The sequence below is a fragment of the Paenibacillus popilliae ATCC 14706 genome (genome assembly GCF_000315235.1).
Lineage (GTDB): Bacteria > Bacillota > Bacilli > Paenibacillales > Paenibacillaceae > Paenibacillus_B > Paenibacillus_B popilliae.
In genome coordinates, this window is record NZ_BALG01000464.1 from 1 (window position 1) to 20,813 (window position 20,813).

Annotated in this window: 24 protein-coding genes and 1 pseudogene; 18 read left to right on the plus strand and 7 right to left on the minus strand. The window is 50.3% G+C overall.

Translation table 11 applies throughout. The features are described from left to right. Positions 1-217: 217 nt before the first annotated feature. The 5 genes from PPOP_RS18265 to PPOP_RS18285 form a co-directional block, all read right to left on the minus strand. The gene (locus tag PPOP_RS18265; protein WP_006288160.1) at positions 218-868 is read right to left on the minus strand and encodes a hypothetical protein; all 651 of its coding nucleotides are present in this window, start codon (positions 866-868) and stop codon (positions 218-220) included. A gap of 17 nt (positions 869-885) precedes the next feature. Continuing rightward, entirely contained in the window at positions 886-1,248 is a 363-nt protein-coding gene (locus PPOP_RS18270; protein WP_042230003.1) for a hypothetical protein, read from the minus strand. Positions 1,249-1,420: 172 nt separating this feature from the next. Then, entirely contained in the window at positions 1,421-1,780 is a 360-nt protein-coding gene (locus PPOP_RS18275; protein ID WP_006288162.1) for a hypothetical protein, read from the minus strand. 18 nt (positions 1,781-1,798) lie between these two features. Beyond that, on the minus strand, positions 1,799-2,848 hold the full coding sequence (locus PPOP_RS24830) for a polymorphic toxin-type HINT domain-containing protein (protein WP_042230006.1): 1,050 nt from the start codon (positions 2,846-2,848) through the stop codon (positions 1,799-1,801). Positions 2,849-3,299: 451 nt separating this feature from the next. Then, on the minus strand, positions 3,300-4,151 hold the full coding sequence (locus PPOP_RS18285; protein ID WP_006288164.1) for a ComEC/Rec2 family competence protein: 852 nt from the start codon (positions 4,149-4,151) through the stop codon (positions 3,300-3,302). 284 nt (positions 4,152-4,435) lie between these two features. Here PPOP_RS18285 and PPOP_RS18290 point away from each other — a divergent pair, with 284 nt between their 5' ends. The 7 genes and pseudogenes from PPOP_RS18290 to coaD all read left to right on the plus strand — a co-directional run bounded on the left by PPOP_RS18290 (position 4,436) and on the right by coaD (position 8,762). After that, positions 4,436-5,104: a hypothetical protein gene (locus PPOP_RS18290; protein ID WP_148278013.1), complete on the plus strand. Its 669-nt coding sequence runs from the start codon at positions 4,436-4,438 to the stop codon at positions 5,102-5,104. Then, positions 5,104-5,643, plus strand: coding sequence for an accessory gene regulator ArgB-like protein (locus tag PPOP_RS18295; protein WP_006288166.1), 540 nt, complete (start codon positions 5,104-5,106; stop codon positions 5,641-5,643). Before PPOP_RS18290 ends, PPOP_RS18295 begins: the two co-directional genes overlap by 1 nt. Before the next feature lie 116 nt (positions 5,644-5,759). Further along, complete coding sequence (locus PPOP_RS18300) at positions 5,760-6,128, plus strand: LytTR family transcriptional regulator DNA-binding domain-containing protein (RefSeq protein WP_006288167.1); 369 nt, start codon at positions 5,760-5,762, stop codon at positions 6,126-6,128. A gap of 425 nt (positions 6,129-6,553) precedes the next feature. After that, positions 6,554-6,886, plus strand: a pseudogene (locus PPOP_RS18305) (transposase); the annotation flags it as partial. Positions 6,887-6,971: 85 nt separating this feature from the next. Continuing rightward, the gene (locus PPOP_RS18310) at positions 6,972-7,187 is read left to right on the plus strand and encodes an asparaginase (RefSeq protein ID WP_234399899.1); all 216 of its coding nucleotides are present in this window, start codon (positions 6,972-6,974) and stop codon (positions 7,185-7,187) included. A gap of 401 nt (positions 7,188-7,588) precedes the next feature. Continuing rightward, positions 7,589-8,158, plus strand: a complete 570-nt coding sequence (gene rsmD, locus PPOP_RS18320; protein WP_042230027.1) for a 16S rRNA (guanine(966)-N(2))-methyltransferase RsmD — start codon at positions 7,589-7,591, stop codon at positions 8,156-8,158. Between the two features lie 91 nt (positions 8,159-8,249). Next, positions 8,250-8,762, plus strand: a complete 513-nt coding sequence (gene coaD / locus PPOP_RS18325) for a pantetheine-phosphate adenylyltransferase (protein WP_006288172.1) — start codon at positions 8,250-8,252, stop codon at positions 8,760-8,762. Positions 8,763-8,787: 25 nt separating this feature from the next. On the opposite strand, the gene PPOP_RS18330 is transcribed toward coaD, so the two are convergent. Then, a complete protein-coding gene (locus tag PPOP_RS18330) occupies positions 8,788-10,035 on the minus strand; it encodes a nucleoside recognition domain-containing protein (protein ID WP_042230012.1) in 1,248 nt (415 codons plus the stop codon). Positions 10,036-10,164: 129 nt separating this feature from the next. Here PPOP_RS18330 and PPOP_RS18335 point away from each other — a divergent pair, with 129 nt between their 5' ends. Beyond that, on the plus strand, positions 10,165-11,226 hold the full coding sequence (locus PPOP_RS18335; RefSeq protein WP_006288174.1) for a YlbL family protein: 1,062 nt from the start codon (positions 10,165-10,167) through the stop codon (positions 11,224-11,226). 75 nt (positions 11,227-11,301) lie between these two features. Here the strand turns inward: PPOP_RS18335 and PPOP_RS18340 are convergent, their stop codons facing one another. After that, positions 11,302-12,540, minus strand: coding sequence for a nucleotidyltransferase (locus PPOP_RS18340; protein WP_006288175.1), 1,239 nt, complete (start codon positions 12,538-12,540; stop codon positions 11,302-11,304). 258 nt (positions 12,541-12,798) lie between these two features. On the opposite strand from PPOP_RS18340, the gene PPOP_RS18345 reads away from it, so the two are divergent. The 10 genes from PPOP_RS18345 to rnc all read left to right on the plus strand — a co-directional run bounded on the left by PPOP_RS18345 (position 12,799) and on the right by rnc (position 20,760). Beyond that, positions 12,799-13,314: a YceD family protein gene (locus PPOP_RS18345; protein ID WP_006288176.1), complete on the plus strand. Its 516-nt coding sequence runs from the start codon at positions 12,799-12,801 to the stop codon at positions 13,312-13,314. Between the two features lie 97 nt (positions 13,315-13,411). Beyond that, the gene (gene rpmF / locus PPOP_RS21350) at positions 13,412-13,585 is read left to right on the plus strand and encodes a 50S ribosomal protein L32 (protein ID WP_006288177.1); all 174 of its coding nucleotides are present in this window, start codon (positions 13,412-13,414) and stop codon (positions 13,583-13,585) included. 292 nt (positions 13,586-13,877) lie between these two features. After that, a complete protein-coding gene (gene fapR / locus PPOP_RS18350) occupies positions 13,878-14,474 on the plus strand; it encodes a transcription factor FapR (RefSeq protein ID WP_199899001.1) in 597 nt (198 codons plus the stop codon). Next, on the plus strand, positions 14,458-15,456 hold the full coding sequence (gene plsX, locus PPOP_RS18355) for a phosphate acyltransferase PlsX (protein WP_006288179.1): 999 nt from the start codon (positions 14,458-14,460) through the stop codon (positions 15,454-15,456). The genes fapR and plsX overlap by 17 nt, the downstream gene beginning before the upstream one ends. 11 nt (positions 15,457-15,467) lie before the next feature. Further along, positions 15,468-16,454, plus strand: coding sequence for a beta-ketoacyl-ACP synthase III (locus PPOP_RS18360; RefSeq protein ID WP_042230014.1), 987 nt, complete (start codon positions 15,468-15,470; stop codon positions 16,452-16,454). Between the two features lie 83 nt (positions 16,455-16,537). Next, positions 16,538-17,461 carry an ACP S-malonyltransferase gene (gene fabD, locus PPOP_RS18365; protein ID WP_042230017.1) on the plus strand — a complete coding sequence of 308 codons (924 nt, stop codon included), beginning with the start codon at positions 16,538-16,540 and terminating at the stop codon, positions 17,459-17,461. Between the two features lie 135 nt (positions 17,462-17,596). Continuing rightward, a complete protein-coding gene (fabG, locus tag PPOP_RS18370; RefSeq protein ID WP_006288182.1) occupies positions 17,597-18,343 on the plus strand; it encodes a 3-oxoacyl-[acyl-carrier-protein] reductase in 747 nt (248 codons plus the stop codon). Positions 18,344-18,451: 108 nt separating this feature from the next. Next, positions 18,452-18,688, plus strand: coding sequence for an acyl carrier protein (gene acpP / locus PPOP_RS18375; protein WP_006288183.1), 237 nt, complete (start codon positions 18,452-18,454; stop codon positions 18,686-18,688). A gap of 125 nt (positions 18,689-18,813) precedes the next feature. Beyond that, positions 18,814-20,049 carry a beta-ketoacyl-ACP synthase II gene (gene fabF / locus PPOP_RS18380; protein ID WP_093471117.1) on the plus strand — a complete coding sequence of 412 codons (1,236 nt, stop codon included), beginning with the start codon at positions 18,814-18,816 and terminating at the stop codon, positions 20,047-20,049. A gap of 12 nt (positions 20,050-20,061) precedes the next feature. Next, entirely contained in the window at positions 20,062-20,760 is a 699-nt protein-coding gene (gene rnc / locus PPOP_RS18385) for a ribonuclease III (RefSeq protein WP_006288185.1), read from the plus strand. The last annotated feature ends 53 nt before the right edge of the window (positions 20,761-20,813 follow it).

A 20,813-nucleotide genomic window follows, 5' to 3' on the forward strand; every position in this document is an offset into this window, starting at 1 on the left:
GATGCATTAATTATAAACGAAAAAAGGTACGGCTCCTCAATTTTCTTGAGGAGCCGTACCTTTTTTCATGAGAAGGACTTTTTCAGTGGCCTCGGATCGCTCCTGCGGCTCTTACCTTGAAAAAGAGAAATTATTAGCATGTAAATGAGAGCGTGTACACCTATAAAAAGAAACCTTGAAAGGCAAAAAACAATCAAGGTTCTTACTTTGTTAAATATCACGTACTTTGCATTTCCGTTTCTAGGATATTACATGATTTACAAAAATAGAAGTAAAGAAATGACTCTCCAAAATTAAAAGTAAAACCTTCGTGAACCAACCCCTCTGAGTCATAATCTTCGCTACAAATTGTTGCTACATATTCCATGATTTCATTACATCCATAACATTTTTTATGAATAGGTTCTGTTACAAAAAGTGGCTCATCCAAGATTCTACAAACATATTCCAAGCCTAAGGCTTCGAACGCCCTGTCTGTATCTCCATCTATGGTTGGCATGTCAATCACTTGTAATTCTTCTATTTTCATTTTGGAGAACGGCAATGGATAAGGAAGCCGGTCTTCTTCTTCGCTAATCCAGTTTTCCTTATCACTTTGTTTGAGAATCGAAATGATTCTGGTTTGAGGTTCGATTTTAAAAACTTGAGCGGACCAATATGAAGAGCAATTTAAACAAGAGATCAGTGGAATACTATCTATTTTTCCATTCTCCAATTTTTTTAACTTGTTATCATTAAGATCAAAATTAAAAATTAAGTGTAGGTTAGTACCACAATTAGGACAAATTGGCGTTCGCCATGATTCACCACCAAAGGAATGGTTATGAACATCAATACCTCTGGTAACTTTATAACCTTGTATTCTCATAGGATAGTAGGTGCTCCTTATTTTATTTTTTTATAAACTTGTTGACCATAGCGAACAGCTTGTCTTAGACCCTCGTTATAGTTCCTACCAAAATGCTTTCTTACATCCCAAACATCTTTAGCCATACGTTGCCGTCCATTTAATCGAAGTGCATCGTCTGCTCTCATTGATGCTTTGCCTTTTCCAGCAAAGGTTCTAGTCATTGAATGATCATATTTGCTCATTAGAACTGCAGGTCCATCATTTCTACTTATTCCGTTACGTTTATTATAAGCATTTTGTGCAATATGATGACCTACCTCATTCTGACCCTTTGAAGCATTTACTTCTTTAAAACTTCCACCTTTAACATTACCCTGCTTATTCTCTTTTTCATCCAACCTTCTATAAGTGAAGTCCAATTCCTTAGGTCGCTTCAGCTTAACAGAAGATCTACCTACATTACCCGTCCCCCCCTTGTCCGAGGCCGATTCATCTCATGACTGAAGTCACGAGTGTTCTCGGCTAATTCATAAAGAACCTCTAGATAACTCTAAAGGTTATTCAATTTTTTTACTCATCTTCCTTTTCTAATAAGTAACTATAAAATTCTTCATGTAAAGCTGTTTGCTTCGAGAGAGACTTATTAGTGTCACGTTCAGTTAAATCAAGTAATATTTTATCAGCTAATTCGTCCCCACCGTCAATCATTACTAAAATTGAGTGCATTACACCTTTAATAACTTCATCAACTACTTTTTGATATGCTTCCCTTTCTTCTTGACTTGTAAGTTTCTTTTGAAGTATTTCATATTCATCTTCTACTTCTGACCATATCAAGTCTGCTTTATCATCTAAACTTTCACTTGTAGTATTAACCCAATAAGCTTTTATTTCTGTTAATCGCTCAAATAACAATTTTTGTCTATCCATACTATCACTCCTCTTATTTTAACGCCAATATTTATTGTACTTTTGGTCTATTTGTTTTGCAAAGTTTCTTATTTCTTGTGCTGTTGGGGTTCTCCCTAACGACTTATCCCACTTAGTCCATTCGTTAGTAATTTTTGAATGTACCTTTGGGTCAACTCCTCTTAAATACTTTACTTCATGGATATTAATTCCAGCACTCTTCATTATTCCTACATATTTCTGAGGAAGAGTATGATGTACTTGCCACCCTTTAGGTAAACCTGGGTTTTTGTCTAAATATAAACCTCTGTAGTTACTTTTAGATGAGACTTTACCCGTCCCCTTAGATGCCTTCCCGGCGCTTTTCCCGGAATTTTTCCCGTCAGTTTTTGCCGGTGTTTTCCCCAGCGCTTTTTTTCTAGCGATCTCAGCATTGATTTTTTTAAACGCCCAACTATTAGCGGGATCCAATGCTTTATCTACCTTCAGCTTAACAGAAGATCTACCTACATTCCCCGTCCCCCTAGTTACATTCTTAGCGTTTTTCACAGCGCTTTTTCCAGCGTTTTTCGCAGCGTTTTTCGCAACGCCTTTTACTATCGCTCTTACAATCGCTCCGATGTTATGCGTCCATATTTCCGACTCCGTAACGAAGTAATTATGTACTCCTCCAACTTCGAAGTTATATACAGGCGTACTGTTGTTCTTCATCTCGATCCGGTCGATCGGATAGGACTTGCCTTCCGCATTTTGAAGCAGATCTCCCGCCTTCAGATGGCTTGCTTCCACCCATCCTTGGCCATGCACCCAGAACGGATGCTCCCCGGTTGTCGTAATTGGAGTTCCTTTGACGGTAATGTGATACGTCTCATCCGCCTGTCTCTGGAATAACTGAACAACTCTATGATACTCTGTTTTTCCCGTTGTTTCATCTTTTGCCGGAACGAGATCCCCGACCCGGATTTGTTCAATCGGCTTGAATCCTGATTCAGTCTGAACCAAGGTGCCATTCGCGAAATCTGCATACGCAAGAGGAAGGCTTGTAAACGAAAGAGCAATCAATAATATCAAGGCTATAAATTTTTTCATATTCTTCTCCTTCTCATAAAAGAAATTCAATCAATACAGCGTTCATAATCGCTGCTAAGGAATGCTGTCGTCCATGGATTTCGTGAACATGATTCGATCAATAACCACTTCTTTACCCCCAGTCCCTATATAACGGTTTAGTATTGTAAAAAAATACCGTTGTTGAGTATAACAAAAATGGTGATTTATGTGTTAAAATATTGTAGTAATTACCTGACTGGTAGATTTTCGGCATGAATGAAATTTGAGGAAAATGGAGGAATTGAATAATTGTAGTAGATAATTTATCGATGCAAAAAGAGCCGTTGAGGAAAGAATCCTACGTCTCTTGTAGTATTTGGATATATTGTGTATATTTTTGTATATATTTCAGTTCCATGGTCCTAGTTCTAGGTTGATTACATTTATGTAACCTATTCGTCCTTATGAATCTCCAAAGATGAGTCCCGTGCTATTTCATTGTCTTCCATGTTATTGTATTGCCGTCACTGATTGCGGTAATCGCTCCTTGTTTGTCTGATCGAAAAATTTGCACATTGGCTTTCTTCAGCCTGTCCAAAACCGCTTTCTTAGGATGACCATACTTGTTGTCTGTTCCCACGCTAATCACGGCGTAGGTTGGTTGTACGGCGTCCAGAAACGCCTGGGAAGTGGATGTATCTGAGCCGTGATGCCCTACCTTCAGCACGTCGGCACGAAGCCGCTCCGGGTGCTTTAGCATATCCGTTTCGCTTCGCTTTTCGGCATCGCCTGTGAATAAGAATGACGTATCTTGGTACGTAACCTTCAGAACTGCGCTCCATTCGTTCAGATCCTTAGCGTATTCCGCTCCGGGAGCAACGAATTCGGCCGTGACGCCTTCGAGCGGTAAAGCCAACCCGGCCTTTGCTGACCTGATTTTCAAGCCCCGGTTTTTAACTGCCAGCAGAAAGTCATGGTATGTATTAGTGGTGTGACTAACTTTGGGGCCATAGACGGACTGAACCGGTATCGCATCGATCACCGTGTCCAGTCCGCCGATATGGTCAGCGTCTGGATGTGTCGCAATAACTGCGTCCAACTGCTTCACGTCAAGTTGATTCAGGTAATCGACGACATTCTGTCCCTGATGGTTGTCTCCGCCGTCAATGAGGATATGCTGCCCTTTTGGAGTCTGGATCAGTGTTGAATCTCCTTGGCCAACATCCAAAAAGTAAACCTGCAACGTGCTGTCTTCTGCCTGCTGCATTGGTAGGTTTGTTGGAGAGCAGGCCGTCAACAGCAGTACCAAAACAAGCCAAAGTATGTATAAATGTTTTTTCATAACTACCTCCTTGAAATCCATTTTATCACAACCCATCAATTCCAGAGAGTATTTCACCAGATGTGACGCTTTATGAATTGCGCGTTTCACAAAGAGCAAGGATTTTCGGATACATAATTGGCGGTGTGTTTCATTTAGTTTGGTTTGACCGCAATCATCAAGTTTGTCGAATGTCATAAAGTACCATTAAAGCCCCGGATCGCTCCGGGGCTTTTGCTTTTGCTCAACCTAATAGTATAATATTGTAAAATGAGTGTCTTAGATAAAAAACGAGGTGTTGTGATTTGAACTCAACAGCGATTTATATACCCCTTGGTTCGCTGGATGCATTTGCAGTGTTTGTACTTATACTTAAACTCTACAGGTTGCCAATCAAGGAGTATATACTAGATATTGGTACCATGTCTGTTATTATTTCTATAGTATCCTTTGTGTTAAGGATTCTCCTAAATGTCCCAACAATAGATTTACCATTGCAAGTATTGCTTTTCACACTGTTTATCAGGTTCGTAATGGGGATCAAGATTTTTTACGGTGCGATAATTACCGGGGCTGGACTCGGTGCGTACTTAATATTCCAATTGATTATTTATATTATCTTATTAAGTATTGGCTTGCTGAACGAGCATATTGTTTTACAGAGCGCAGGAGTTGAGGTTAATTTTGTCCAGGCGTCATCAATTACGCTTGCGTTAACTATTGGATATGTTCTAAAAAAATTTAATCTCGGGTTTTCATTCGTAATCCGCCCGCCACACGATTTTAGTATAAAGGAAGATTATACAAAACCCCGGAACAAAGCATTATTATTCTGGTCTATTACTACATTAGTGGTGCTTTTTATTTCACTCCCTGCACTATTAAGTATGAAGATGAAATATGTTGTTCCATTCATATTAATATCATTAGCTGCACTGTATTTACAGTCGTGTAGGAGGGATATCGAAGATTAATGATAGAAGGACTAGCGAATAAAATCGCCCTTAGAATTAAAGAAGCCGATCCTGAAGGGTCTACAAGTATTGAAGTAATGGAGTATGCACTTGGGGTAATATTTAATTTGATATTTACCGTATTTCTTAGTTGTTTGATTGGTTGGATGACAGGGAAATTAATAGATACAATGATCGCAGTTGTCGGCTTCGGGACACTTAGATATTTTTCAGGCGGCGAACACATGAAATCATTAACTGCATGCACTATTATATCCACAGCAATTTTCTCAATTGTTCCTTATATTGCTATTAACAGTTCTTTAGTGGTAATATTTACTGGGATTGCAACCATTATAATGATCCTGTTCTCGCCGAATATATGCGAGGATACAATCAACCCCACACTACCAAATAGCGCCTTGAAGGCTGTGTCGGTTTTGATTGTATTGACAAATTTTTATTTGCAATCATCAACACTTATATTGGTATTTTTAATTCAGGCAATGCTTATATTGCCAATGAGAGGAGGAGGAAGCCATGAAAAAGGCTACAGCTAGAAGATTGTCCAAGATATTAGAGACTAGCGCGAAGTTATCCGCTAGAAATCTCAAGACATTTATCGGATCCCCGAAGCTTCCGGCGGAACTTAAGAAATAAAGTAAGTAGGATCGATATGAATGAAGACATTGAATTGTTAGGAGCCAGGTTGGTAGATGACCGAATAACCGGGGAGTATGATTCATTCAAAATTAGGGAGATATTCTTTATAGACGTATTCCAACCTAAAAAAAATTATTTTGTCCCTCGATTTCATACCGCTGTCGGAGTGTTCACTGTTTTACTTACCTTGGAATCATGTAAATTTGCTTTTCCAGAATTCAAGCAGCTTGATAATGGGAACTTAGTAAACTTAAAACGAATCAAGATGGTAACGGAAACAAATTATGCGATAACCGCCCATTTTGACAACAACGCTGCAACTTGCAATGTGGCAAGGGCAAAGCGGAAATACGTTGAGCATCTGTTTCAAAAGAAGGCCTAGTCAGGTCTTCTTTTTATTTTTACAAAAAATTTAATTATAACTCTTTGTTATGTATATGTAAAGAAAAATCGATACTAGTATCGATTTTCAAACGTACCCGACGATTTTCTACAAAAAATATTAAAGTTGGATGATAGAGTAAAAATGTGCTTTCTTTTTGGGGGTGAATGTATTGGAGAGTTATACAATCTAGTTTAATGGGCTTGATAGCAGTCTTATTTATTCATCATAAGAGGGAGGTACTTTTGTTGACAAAATGGTTGGAAGTGTATATTCAAAAGAGAGTGGAAGAAGTCACAAACGATTGCTGTAAAGACAAGAAAGAGTTCTATTCACTTTATACAATTTTTTATCAGGAAGTAAGGCATATTAACCCAGACATTGTTTCCGGGTTGTTGGAAATAGAGGAAAAGCTTAATTCGTTTGACACGCTGAATCCATTGCCCGATTTACCGGGAATGATGCTCCATAGCGATCAAGGTAGCGTGTATACGTCCTGGGCATACCAGGAAGCCGTAAAAGAAAAGGGCATTACCATGAGCATGTCCCGTAAGGGAACGCCCGCTGATCATGCTCCCATCGAATCGTTTCATTCGACGCTAAAGTCTGAAACGTTCTATCTCGAAGGGCTCACCTGTACAACGACAGCCATCGTTGAGCAGACCGTTCGAGATTACATTACCTACTATAACTCAATTCGGATTCAAACGAAACGAAATAACCAGTCACCGGTGAACTTCCGACGACTGGCTGCTTAAGGGGGGATGATGAAAATGAAAATAGCTGTAGCGGAATTCGCATTATGTTAAACGTGTACATAAAATGCTCAGGGGGATGTTTGTTATGTTGATAGAATGGGAAACTGCATACAATGAAGTGCTTAAAGAGAAAATTCGCCACCGTGAGGAAGAACGAGAGAAGTTTTTCATGCTGTTCAATATTTTTTGTCACGAAGTAAAGCGTGTTAACCCTGAATTGTTTCCTGTTTGTCTTAAACTTGAAGAGTTAATGAATGAAGCTTTCGGAGACCTTATAACCGAAAGACAGCAATGCATTTAAAAAAATGGGCCCCAATTGGGTCCCAATTATAAAAATTTGAGTAAAATCTAGGCAAAGGAAATCTAGGTGATCCTTGATGCATAAGGTTTTATAAAAAATAAAACGGGCGCCCTATTTCTAGGACGCCCTCATGGGAGAGGAGAAACCGGACGAAGAGCTTATGGGGAAACGTAAGTCTTCTCCGCGGTTGTCTACGACATTCAATGATGTCGATACTTTAAGGATTGCCACCCGGCAGAAATATATACATCGCCCGGATAACTTTTTTTCTGTTGCACGTAGTTGGGGGGACAGTGCGGATTTCATTTTTCAAAACGGGGAAATGTATGTTACGATTAACATCGAATATACAGTATTATCGCGCTGATAGAAGTTGGCGGAACGAAGAGAAGGTGAGACAGCTGAGAGTGATATCGGGAACGGCCAGAGGCCGTACGCTGAAGCCTGTGCCTGGTATAGGGACAAGGCCGACGACGGATAAAGTAAAGGAAGCGCTTTTTAGCATGATTGGTCCTTATTTCGAAGGAGGGCGTGCGCTCGATCTGTTCGCCGGAACGGGAGGCTTGGGTATTGAAGCCTTGAGCCGAGGAGCGGAAGGAGCGGTCTTCATCGATAAGGATGCGAGAGCCGTCGAGGTGGTGCGCGACAATCTGGCGGCTACGGGGTTGGCTAACAAGGCCGAAGTGTACCGCAATGATGCGAGACGGGCGCTCAAGGCGCTGGCCAAGCGGAATCTTTCCTTTCATTATATATTACTTGATCCGCCGTACCGGTTGAAGGATGCGGACGAACTGTTGATGGAGATGTGGGATAACGGCTTGCTAAGTAATGACGCCATCATCGTCGTCGAGCATGATGCATCCCATTCGTATTCCGAGCGCATTGGTCCGCTCTCGATATGGAAGAAGGCGGATTATGGGGATATCGCTGTATCGATATACCTCGTAGATGCGGAAGCTTCCACAGAATAAGGAAGCGATTCTTCTGTTGCAAATGGACAGAACAACGAGGCGCCTGCCTATGGTTTCTATAGGTGCCATGCGTCTTCCAAGGAGGTTTACGATGATGACATACAACGACAAGCACGCATGCCGACCCCGGACCGCAGTCTATCCGGGTAGCTTCGATCCGGTGACGCTCGGACACCTGGATATTATCGAGCGGGCTGCGAAGCAATTCGACAAGCTGATTGTCGCCGTGCTGAACAATTCAAGTAAGAAGCCGCTCTTCTCCATTGAAGAACGGCTTATGCTGCTCTGTACGGTAACGAAGCCGTGGCCCAATGTAGAGGTGGACAACTTCAGTGATTTGACCGTCAATTATATGGACGCGAAAAACGGCGATGTCATTGTCCGTGGTATTCGGTCGGTCACGGATTTCGAATACGAGCTGCAGTTGGCTTCGACGAACCGGAAGCTGAACCCCCGGGTAGAGACGATTTTCATGATGACAAATCCGAAGTATTCCTATCTCAGCTCCAGCATCGTGAAGGAAATCGCGAAATATGGCGGCGATATTAGCGAGCTGGTCGCCCCGGAGGTCGAGGCGGCGCTGCGGGATATATATAAGCGTTGAGCAGCGAACGGTGCGAAGCCGGCGCTCAGATGCGCTTCCATCGTCCGATAAAGAGCGAGACCGCCATACCGATGAGCAGGAGGATACATAGAATCGGGACAAGCGTCAACGATTGCAGCCATGCTGGCGCTGAAGCCAGCCCGGCAATGGACTGAATCCAGGAGGAAGGCGCCTCCTCGAGCCGGTTCTTGGCGTTCAGCAGCCGGAACGCTGCCTGCTCCAGCGGCGCAAGCCGCAAAAGGCTGTGAAGCGGATGCCACAGGACGAATGTGAGCAGGAAAGCAGACCCGGCATGGAGAAGCCTCATCAGGAAAAAGCGGCTGTACCGCAAATCGGTTCCTCGGGTCAAGCTATGGACCTGCAGATGCGTGCTGATTCCGCTCCATGCAATGACGGCGCCGATAAGGGCGGTCTGGAAGAGAGGGGAATGGAAGGCTGCCGATCCAAGCGAATACGCGCCAAGGTTTACTTCGAACAGGCCGTTCAGAACATAAGTGCCGAATTCCTGGGGGACGGCAAGGCGCAGCACCTGGACAATGACAGAGAACATCATGATATAGCCGCCGATCATCATCAGCGTCTGGACGGAAGAAGTGACGGAATCGCCGAGCAGTCGGCCAAATGCACGACCGTCCTGGCGGTGGGCCAGTTCCATCGCCTGCAGCATCCGTTTCCATAGCGGCTTGGGCGCATCGGGCGCCGTTCGCCGTATGGGGAGGCGCTCGGCAGCGGGATGAAAAGCTCCCGCCCAACGCACAATAACCATCATACTAAGGGAAGAAACCCAGTGCACGACAGCGATAACAAGCCCCAATTCGGCCTGCTGCAGGAAGCCGACTCCGACGACGGCGATCATGAAAATCGGACTGGCGGCATGCGTCAGGTCGAGCAGCCGCTCCGCTTCCAGGCGGGACAATTCATTGTCTCTCCGCAGGCGGACGACGGCTTCGGCGCCGGCAGGATACCCGGCCGTCCAACCAACGGACCAGGCCCAGCCGCCGATCCCGGGAAGCCGGAACAGCGTTCGCATGAACGAATCCAACAGAATGCCGATGCCATGTACCCAGCCGTAGGCCTTCAACATTTCAGACAGAATGAGGAACGGCAGCAGGGCCGGGAATATAATGGTCCACCATACCTTCAGCCCTTGCAAAGAGGCTTGAAATGATTTATCGGGATAAGCAATGATGCACAGCACCAATAGTACCGCACAGCCCCCTATGATGAGCGTGGACAGCCGCTGGAAAGCGGGCGATGTGCGACACGAGAACATGGCGGTCACCCCTTTGGCCGTAAATGAAGAAGTAAGGCTTCAAGCGCATTACGATCTTATGTGTACGCAACAGGGACGGGCTTTAGACCAAATATCGCGAGGCGTCCGAGGGCATAGGGAGGTAGGAGAATGGAAGAGGAGTTCAGATCGTACGGGCGGCAGCGGAATTCTCCCCGCTTCCGCGGATGGAAGTGGATCTTCGCGGTGATCGTGCTATTCTATGTCGTTGTGTATATCCCGACGCCGTATGTGATTTATACGCCAGGAAGCGCTGAGGAAGTGAAGCCGTTCATCAATGTGCAGGGCGGCGACGCGACAGAGAAGGGCACGTTCCTTCTGACGACGGTGAGAAGAACGTATGCCAATCTGGCGCTGATTGCGTGGCGGGCCTTTGATCCGAATGCCGAATTCAGCAAGAAGGAAGATGCGCTTCAAGGGAGAACCGAACAGGAATATATCAATGAACAGTTGTTCAACATGAGCAACTCGCAGATGGCCGCGATATTGGCAGCCTATAACCAGATCGGCATTCCATACACGATGGAGTCCGAAGGCATTTATGTTCTGTTTAACAATAAGCAACTGGCGGATAATGAATTTATTACGAACGACCGGATAATGGAAGTGGAAGGCCAGAAGGTGACCGGCTTTGACGATTTGCAGGCTGCCTTGAAGGGGCGTACCGCCGGGGAGACGATTCAGGCTGTCGTCGAGCGGGAAGGCAAGCGGGTGCAGGTCAAGGCGAAGCTTGTTGAACTCCCGGATCAGACCGGCAGCGGCAAGAAGCGGATTGGCTTCGGTCTTACTTACGGGGAGAAAAAGAAGGTCGTTCCCACGGATAACAAGCATAACGTGACCTTCCACGAATCCGATATCGGCGGGCCTTCGGCGGGCTTGATGTTCACGCTCGAGCTGATCAACCGCCTGACGTCGGCGGATCTGACGAAGGGCTGCCGGATCGCCGGTACCGGCACGATCGATCCGTCAGGGAAGATCGGCCCGATCGGCGGCGTGAAGCATAAAGTCGTGGCGGCAGATAGGGAAGGCGCGGTCTTGTTCCTGGTACCTTCCGGCAACTATAAGGAAGCGAAGGCGAAGATAGACAAGATGAACACGAAGATGAAGCTGGTGGAAGTAGATACGCTGGAGGATGCGCTGGAGGCGGTGAAGCAGTTCCAGTTGGCTTCGTAGATGGTACCGGCTTCAGCACCGGACTTCAGGCAGACAACGGTTGGCGCATGCCAGCCGTTGCCGCCGTTATGGGGATTAGAACCGGCGGGGCGGCTCATAATAGTCACGAAAGGCCGCCCTCGCGTTCCAACCAAGGAATGCGTTGGCATAGACGGCGGTGGCGCGTGCGTCCGCTTCGAGGCCGGCGCGGCCGCCTAAATGGCTGTTATCGCGCGTCATGGTGAGGACGATGGGAAGCTCCGCGCAGCGCTTCATTCGCTTCAACAGATGGCGTCCGCGCTCGGTGAAGCCGAGCACCCGTACGTAAGCGGGACCCGTGGCAAGGGCGTCCGGCCCGAAATGGAATTTATCATGGTGCAGCATGATATGGGCTAAGGTCCGCATCAATTTGGTCCGAGTATAACGCTTCGTCTTTAGCTTGGCGATAAGCGGCTCGATGCCGGGCTTCTCCAGCGTCTGAAGCGCTTGCTTGATGCGGTGCTCCAGCCCCTCCGTAACCTCTAGATACCGTGCCAGCTCCTCGGGCGGAAGCAGATACAGGCGGTAGAATAGCTCGCGGCGGAACGCTTCCCAATCGAGCGGGGCCCTGCCGGAAGCATGTTCCCGTTCCAGAATGCGAAGTGTGCTATCCGGCACATAGCGGGCTGCCGCAGCCAGATCCCCGGAGTCACACCAGAGGCGCCGGACAGCGGTGGCGCTGGCGATCGTGCCTTCCGGCGCCTTCGCATCATGATAGCCGGCTTCGCGGCGGGGAATCGTCAGTGGCTTCATGTCGCTGTTCAGCCGCCACATCGCCAGCAAATAATGCAGCCCGAGCGAATTGTTCGGCTGCGTCAGCCAATGCGCCGCCCCGCCGCTGTCCAGTACCTGCCCGGCCGCGGCGGCGTAGGCGGCCGGATAGCTGCTCCCGGCCTTCAGCTCGGCGCGCAGCCGACCGGTGAATTCGTCCGGCTCGCACGCCAGCGCCTTGGCGGCACCGTGCAGCCGCTTGAGGTCGCCGGATTCGCTGCCGAAGCACAGCGCGTCGACAACGCCGGTTGCCTGCAGCGTCGCTATCGCGCCGTAGGCGAACCATTCGGCTGGCTGGACGGCGTACGCGACCGGCAGCTCCAGCACGAGGTCGACGCCGGAGGCCAGCGCCATTTCCGTACGTGCCCATTTGTCGGCCAGCGCCGGCTCGCCCCGCTGCAGGAAATGGCCGCTCATGACTCCGACCGCGGCTTCCGCCTCGGCCGCCAGCTTCGATTGCTTCAAGTGATACAGATGCCCGTTATGAAGCGGGTTATATTCAACAACGATTCCGACCGTTTTCATATCACTCTTCCTTTCGAACACAGAATAAGGTAAGATGATGATTCATGGACAGAAAGGGGCCTCGGCTGTCCGTCTGGAGGGCTGTCGGACCCGCCGCGGCACTTCTGAATTTCTCATCCGATCATACCATGAACCGGGAACGAACGGCGAATGTTTGGCGGAGAGGCAGAGGATGTCCCAGCAATCTGTCAAACGAATTTGGTTGACAAAGCATGACGTTAATCGCTATAATTAATTTTGTTTGTTTGGAGTGATGTGATGAACATTTATTTTCGGGACATTGCCGCAAAGGTCCAGGAAACACGTATTCAATCGGCATTTTCTGCTAACGATGTGGTTCGGGATCGCAAAGATATTTCCATCCCCGCCCCGGTGACCGTGGATTTGACGGTCAGGGCAGAAGGCGAAGGACAGATTGGCGTACATGGCCAACTGACTGCGCGGTTGGAACTGGTATGTTCACGTTGTTTGACGTCGTTTACCGAGACATACGTCATTCCGTTCAATGAGCAATTCAAGCTGACAGTCTCTACTGATCTTTCCCCGGAGGAAGAGGAGGACGACGTCACTCAAGTGACGGAAGACCTTATCGACCTGCAGCCTTATGTGGAAGTAGTGCTTCTGCTGGCCTTGCCGTTCGCGCCGCTGTGCAGCGAAGCGTGCAAGGGCTTGTGCCCGACCTGCGGCACGAACCGCAACGAGCAGTCCTGTGGCTGTTCGAACGAGCGCATTGACCCGAGACTGGCGGGGTTACAAGATTTCTTCAAGAAATAAATAGCGACAGTAGAAGTATTCTGTTCAAGAAGAGCGCTAGCCGCGCTTTTTGGACAGCCCTGGAAGAGCACGTAACTTGGGTAAGGAGGTGTAGAACATGGCAGTACCTCAAAGAAGAACGTCGAAGACGCGTCGTGACAAGCGCCGTACGCACTTTAAATTATCTGTGCCTGGCATGGTGAAGTGCGCACAATGTGGAGAGTTGAAATTGGCTCACCATGTGTGCAAAGTGTGCGGAACATACAAAGCAAGAGAGATCATCAAATCATAATGACTCATGGGAAAAGACAGTGCTTCGCCAACGGTGGGGCGCTGTTTTTTTATAAATCGAAGCCGATTTCATAACTTCTGCTTTTCTTTGCCGGCGATTTTATATATACTGGATTAGTACCAGGTTCTAATGGCTCCTATTCACGGCCACTTCATTATGTGATTGTGAAGATAAATTGTGTAAAGATTATAAGATAAAGATAAAGTAATGATTGCAATTAAATTCCGAGGCGCCGAAGTCGATATGACGATCCGGACAACAGGACAAGAAGGTGGTGCGGGTCATCGAACGTTTGCCAAAGCGACAACGTCAACAGCAGTTGGCGAAAATCATAAAGGAAAATCCGTTTGTAACCGATCAGGAACTGACCCGCATGCTGAAGGTCAGTATCCAGACCATTCGCCTCGACCGGATGGAGTTGGCCATCCCGGAGCTGCGGGAGCGCTTGAAGATGATGGCGGAGCAGACCTACGATCAGGTGCGGTCGCTGCCGCTGCACGAAGTGATCGGAGACATTGTCGATCTGCAGTTGGATCATAGCGGCATCTCGTATTTCGAGATACGCGAGGAGCACGTCTTCTCGCGGACGCATATCGCGCGGGGCCATCATTTGTTTGCGCAAGCCAACTCGCTGGCCGTCGCCGTCATCAACGATGAGATCGCGCTGACGGCAACGGCGGATATCCGCTTCATCCGGCCGGTCCGCCTCGGAGAGAAATGCATCGCCAAGGCATTTGTCCTATCCGGCTCGGGGGAACGAAGCAAGGCGAGGGTGGAAGTATTCACCTATGTCGGCGAGGAATTGGTGTTCCAGGGCAACTTTACCATATTCCGTTCAGGCGCAATGAACGGCAGCGAAGGAGGAGACGAGCATGAGAATCGCCATTGACGCCATGGGCGGAGACCACGCTCCGGCATGCAATGTTCAGGGAGTTCTGGCCGCAGCGGAAGTCTGGTCTGATATCGAACTGCTGCTGGTGGGGGACGAGGCGAGGCTGGAGCCGATGCTGACATCCCGCCCCACGAATGTCCGCATCGTTCATGCGGCGAGCACGATCGAAGCGGATGACGAGCCCGTCAAGGCGGTCAGACGCAAGAAGGACGCTTCAATGGTTGTCAGCGGACGAATGGTGCGGGAAGGGGAAGCGGACTGCATGATCTCGGCCGGGAACACCGGCGCGCTCATGACGACGGGCCTGCTGGTCGTTGGCCGGATGCCTGGCGTCGAGCGGCCAGCGCTATCGCCGATGATTCCGACAATGGACGGGCGCGGCGTGCTGGCGCTCGATCTGGGGGCGAACATGGACGCGAAGCCGGAGCATCTCGTACAGTATGCGCTGATGGGCAGCATGTACCGGGAGAAAGTGCATGGCATTCCGAAGCCCCGCGTCGGGCTGCTCAACGTCGGCACCGAAGCGATGAAGGGCAACGATTTGACGAAGCAGGTATATCCGATGCTGGAGCCGATGCCGATTCATTTCGTCGGCAATGTGGAGGCGCGCGATGTGCTGGAAGGCAACTGCGACGTGCTCGTGTGCGACGGGTTCGTCGGCAATGTGTTTCTCAAGTCGCTGGAAGGCACGGCCGGCTCCTTGTTCAGTGTGCTGAAGCAGGAATTTACCCGTTCATGGTATACGAAGCTAGCAGCTGCAGTACTGATGCCGGGCTTGAAGCGTCTGAAGAAAATGATGGATTATAAGGAGCACGGCGGTGCGCCGCTGCTCGGGCTGAACGGGCTGGTGCTGAAAGCCCACGGTTCTTCGGACGCGCGGGCGATTGAGAATGCGGTCCGTCAAGCACGCACGGCGCTGCAGCATGATCTTATCCATACGATTGCAACAGAAATCGGAGGGAATACAAGTGGGAAGTGAGTGGTGCGATAATGAATTTGCGTTCGGTAGGCATTATCGGTACAGGGAAATACGTGCCTGAACGGGTATTGACCAATGAAGATCTGGAAAAAATGGTCGATACAAGTGATGAATGGATTATAACCCGGACCGGGATTAAAGAGCGGCGGATCGCGGCCGAGCATGAAGCGACGTCGGATTTGGCGTATCATGCCGCCCAGGAGGCGCTGAAGGCGGCTGGTATAACGGCCGAGCAGCTGGATCTTATCATCGTCACGACGATTACGCCGGACATGGCTTTCCCGTCCACGGCCTGTCTGCTTCAGGAACGGCTCGGCGCCAAGCGCGCCGCGGCGTTCGACCTGTCGGCGGCCTGTGCGGGCTTCATTTACGGGCTGGCGAATGCGAGCAACTTCATCGCGATGGGTACCTATCAATATGCGCTCGTCGTCGGGGCGGAGTGCCTGTCCCGGATTACGGATTACACGGACCGGAATACATGCATCCTGTTCGGGGACGGCGCCGGAGCCGCCGTGCTCGGTCCGGTTCCGGAAGGACGCGGTTTCCAGTCATTCGAACTGGGCGCGGACGGCAGTGGCAAGAATCTGCTGAAGCTGGAAGGCGGAGGTTCCCGCCACCCGTCATCGCATCAGACCGTGGACGACAAGCTCCATTACATCTATATGAACGGCAGGGAAGTATTCAAGTTCGCGGTGCGCGTCATGGGCAATGCCGCCGATGAAGCGCTCAAAAAAGCGGGCAAGACGAAAGAAGATATCGACCTGCTTATCCCGCATCAAGCGAATACCCGGATTATTCAAGCCGCGATCGAGCGCTTGAATCTGCCAGAGGAGAAATGCGTCATCAATCTGCCGAAGTATGCGAACACGTCGGCGGCATCGATACCGCTCGCCTTGGCGGAAGCGGTGGAGGAAGGCCGGGTCAGGGAAGGCGACACGCTTCTTCTCGTCGGGTTCGGGGGAGGCTTGACCTGGTCGGCTTCGGTTATTCAATGGTAATCGGGCGCAATCCTAGCGAAATATTGAACAGGGCCTTACCGTAATACGTTATAGACATCAGTCATTTGGAAGGAGTGTGCCCTATGGGCAAATTGGCATTTGTCTTTCCTGGACAAGGCTCGCAAGAGGTCGGCATGGGCAAGGATGTGTATGATGCCGTTTTGGCTGCACGGGAAGCGTTCGAGACAGCCGACCGGGTATTGGGATTCCTGTTGACCAAGATGATATTCGAAGGTCCCGACAGCGAATTGAAGCGGACGTCGAACACGCAGCCGGCGCTGCTGGCGACGAGTTGGGCGCTCTATCAGGCGCTGGAGGGCCATCATATCCGGCCGGATTATGTGGCCGGACACAGCCTGGGGGAGTACGGGGCGCTCGTGGCGGCAGGCGTGCTCCGCTTCGAGGACGCGCTCGCCATCGTGCGCCAGCGCGGCCAGTTCATGGAGCAGGCGCTTCCGAACGGCCAGGGCGCCATGGCGGCGGTGCTTGGCGCTGAGCGTGAGCCGCTGGGCGCCCTGTGCGACGACATCTCCGTTGCTGGGACTCCAGTCGAGATGGCGAATCTGAACTGCCCAGGCCAGATCGTCGTGTCCGGATCCCGCGGAGGGATCGACGCGGTGATCGCGCGCGGCAAGGAAGCCGGAGCGAAGCGGGTCATTCCGCTTGAAGTGAGCGGACCGTTCCATTCCGCGTTGATGAAGCCGGCGGCCGAGCGGCTCGGCGAGGCGCTGCGGCGCGTAGAGATGCAGGATGCGCGCATTCCTATCATCGCGAATGTGACCGCCCGACCGGTCGCCGAGGCCGAGCAGATTCGCGGCATGCTGGTTGAACAGGTATGTTCGCCTGTCCTGTGGGAGGACAGCGTCCGCTATTTGATCGATCAAGGCGTGGACACCTTCGTCGAGATTGGGGCGGGCACGGTGCTGGCCGGTCTCATCAAAAAAATCGACCGCTCGGTGCGCATCGTTTCCATCAACAGTCTCGAGGCGATCGAAGCATACGAGTGATGGCTTGGACGTCCACGGCTATGCGGAACCGTACGGAACGTGCTATGCCGGTCTGACATCATCTCGTGTCCATGCCGATTAGCATACAAGCGTATTGATGACTCGTATCGAAGATTTTGAGAAAGGGGAATACCGATGTCCAGATTGGAAGGGAAAACGGCGCTTGTCACAGGAGCGTCCCGCGGTATCGGCCGGGCAATTGCCATTCATTTGGCGGAAGCCGGGGCCGATGTCGTCGTCAATTATGCCGGCAGTGAAGCGGCGGCGGCCGAGACAGCGGTAGCGATTGCGGCCATTGGACGCAAAGCTGTCACGGTGAAGGCCAACGTCGGCAAGATGGAGGAAGCCGAGCAGCTTGTCAAGACTGCATTGGAACAATTCGGTAAAATTGACATTTTGGTGAATAACGCCGGCATTACAAGAGATAATTTAATTATGCGGATGAAAGAAGAAGAATTCGATCAGGTGATCGAGACGAACCTGAAGGGTGTCTTCAACTGCATCAAAGCCGTGACGCGCCCGATGATGAAGCAGCGTTCTGGCCGCATTATCAACATTTCGTCCGTCGTCGGCGTGCTGGGCAATCCCGGACAAGCCAACTATGTAGCAGCCAAAGCGGGAGTCATCGGCTTGACGAAGGCGTCGGCTCGCGAGCTTGCTTCCCGGGGCATTACCGTCAACTGCGTCGCGCCGGGGTTCATCGAGACCGATATGACAGGCGTGCTGCCGGAAGACATGAAGGCGCAGCTGCTCGGCCAGATCCCGCTGGGCAGGTTCGGCCAGCCGTCGCATATCGCCAAGACGGTTCGCTTCCTCGCTTCGGAGGATGCGGAGTACATGACCGGCCAAACGATTCACGTCGATGGCGGCATGTATATGTAGGGCTTCTCAGTCTATGAATTCATGGACTTTAAGCATTATTTTGTAAGAGGTTTTGATATGGTAATTTAAAACGTTTTTTCGTATAATACCAAGGAGGAGGTGAACCGGATGTCAGCAGAAGTGTTGGAGCGAGTGAAGCGCATCATCGTTGAGCGCCTTGGCGTGGATGAAGCGGAAGTAACACTGGAAGCATCTTTTAAAGATGATCTTGGCGCTGATTCCCTCGATGTTGTGGAATTGGTTATGGAATTGGAAGATGAGTTTGATATGGAAATCTCTGATGAAGACGCAGAGAAGATTACTTCGGTAGGAGAAGTAGTAAATTACATACAATCTCATAAGTAAGCAGGTAGTGAGTCCCGTTCAAGCAGTAACGGGACTTCTCCTCATTTGCGTTGTATGTAGCGCGTTGACTGCCTGAGATGCGCTTGATGTATAGAATTCGGAACTGATGATAGAGGTGATATGTGTTGAAACAGAGGGTTGTAGTAACCGGGATGGGTGTGGTAACGGCTCTCGGTTCGGACCTTGATACCCTGTGGAGGAGCCTGATGGAAGGCAAGTCAGGCATTTCGCAGATCGAGACGTTCGATACGACGGATTACCCGACTAAGATCGCTGCTTCCGTGAAGGATTTCAATCCGGAAGAATATATAGATAAGAAGGAAGCGCGCCGTATGGACCGTTACGTTCAATTCGGCGTCGCTGCGAGCAAGAAGGCGCTGGAGGATGCTAAGCTGGACATGGACCAGACGAACCGCGATCGGGTTGGCGTCATCGTCGGTTCGGGTATCGGCGGACTGGGGACTTGGGAAGAGCAGCATCGGGTTTTGCTTGAAAAAGGGGTTAAACGAGTCAGTCCCTTCTTCATTCCGATGATGATCGCGAACATGGCATCAGGCCATATCTCGATGATGATCGGCGCGCGTGGCCCGAATACGGCTGCCGTATCCGCATGCGCGACAGGGACCCACTCGATCGGCGATGCGTTCAAGATCATTCAGCGCGGCGACGCCGACGTCATGATCTGCGGCGGTGCCGAAGCGCCGATCCTCCCTTCTGGGATGGCCGGATTCTGCGCGATGCGCGCCATGTCCACTCGCAATGACGCACCGGAACGCGCAAGCCGGCCATTCGATGCCGACCGCGACGGCTTCGTTATGGGCGAGGGCGCCGGCGTGCTCATCCTCGAGTCGCTGGAACACGCGCTGCAGCGTGGAGCCCGCATCTATGCGGAGGTGGCCGGTTACGGCATGAGCGCAGATGCGCATCATATTACGGATCCGGATCCGGAAGGTCCTGCCCTCTGCATGACGAGAGGGATTCAGGATGCGGGATTCCAGCCGGAGCAGATCGATTATATCAACGCGCACGGAACGTCGACCCCGGTCGGGGACCGATCGGAAACCCGGGCCATCAAGGCCGCGTTGGGTGACTATGCAAGGAATGTAGCGATTAGTTCGACGAAGTCGATGACAGGACACTTGCTTGGTGCAGCCGGCGGAGTCGAAGCCGTTATCTGCGCCTTGACGCTGCAGCACGGCATGATTCCGCCAACAATCAACTTAGAGAATCAAGATCCGGAATGCGACCTGGATTACGTGCCGAATGTGCCGCGCAAGGCGGACGTCCGCACCGCCATGTCGAACTCATTCGGCTTCGGAGGGCATAACGCGACCGTTGTATTAACGAAATACGAAGCGTAAGGAGTCAGACTGTTGAGTGTAGAATTGAAGCAGTTACAGCAGAAACTGAACGTTCATTTCCGAAACAGGCAGCTGTTAAAGCAGGCGTTTACCCATGCTTCCTACGTAAACGAACATCGCTTCGGTCAGCATCAAGACAATGAACGCCTTGAATTTTTGGGCGATGCCGTGTTGGAGCTGACCGTGTCCGAATTTCTGTTCCATCACTGTCCGACACGGCCCGAAGGAGAACTGACCAAGATGCGCGCATCGATCGTCTGTGAGCCTTCCCTCGTCAAATTTGCCAATCAGCTGCAATTCGGCAAGTATGTGCTGCTCGGCAAAGGCGAAGAACTGACGGGAGGGCGGACACGCCCAGCGCTGCTGGCCGATGTGTTCGAATCGTTTATCGGTGCACTGTATCTCGATCAAGGACTGGAGCCTGTGCGGGAGTTTTTGCGGAAGCATATTTTTCCACAAATCTCGCTTGACGGCAAGCTGCAGACGAATGATTACAAGACGCAGTTGCAGGAGCTCACGCAGCACCATAACCTGGGGGCGCTTGAGTATCGTATCGTGGAGGAACGCGGACCAGCGCATGAACGGGAGTTCGTGTCCGAGGTTCACATGGGAGAGACCTGTCTGGGCCGCGGAGTCGGCCGCTCCAAGAAAGAAGCGGAGCAGCAGGCTGCGGCTGAATCCCTCGAGCACTTGGTTATTCCGAAATCATAAGGTACTGTTAGGCCGGCGGGGCGCTGCCGGCCGGTTTCGCAGAAAGAGCAAAG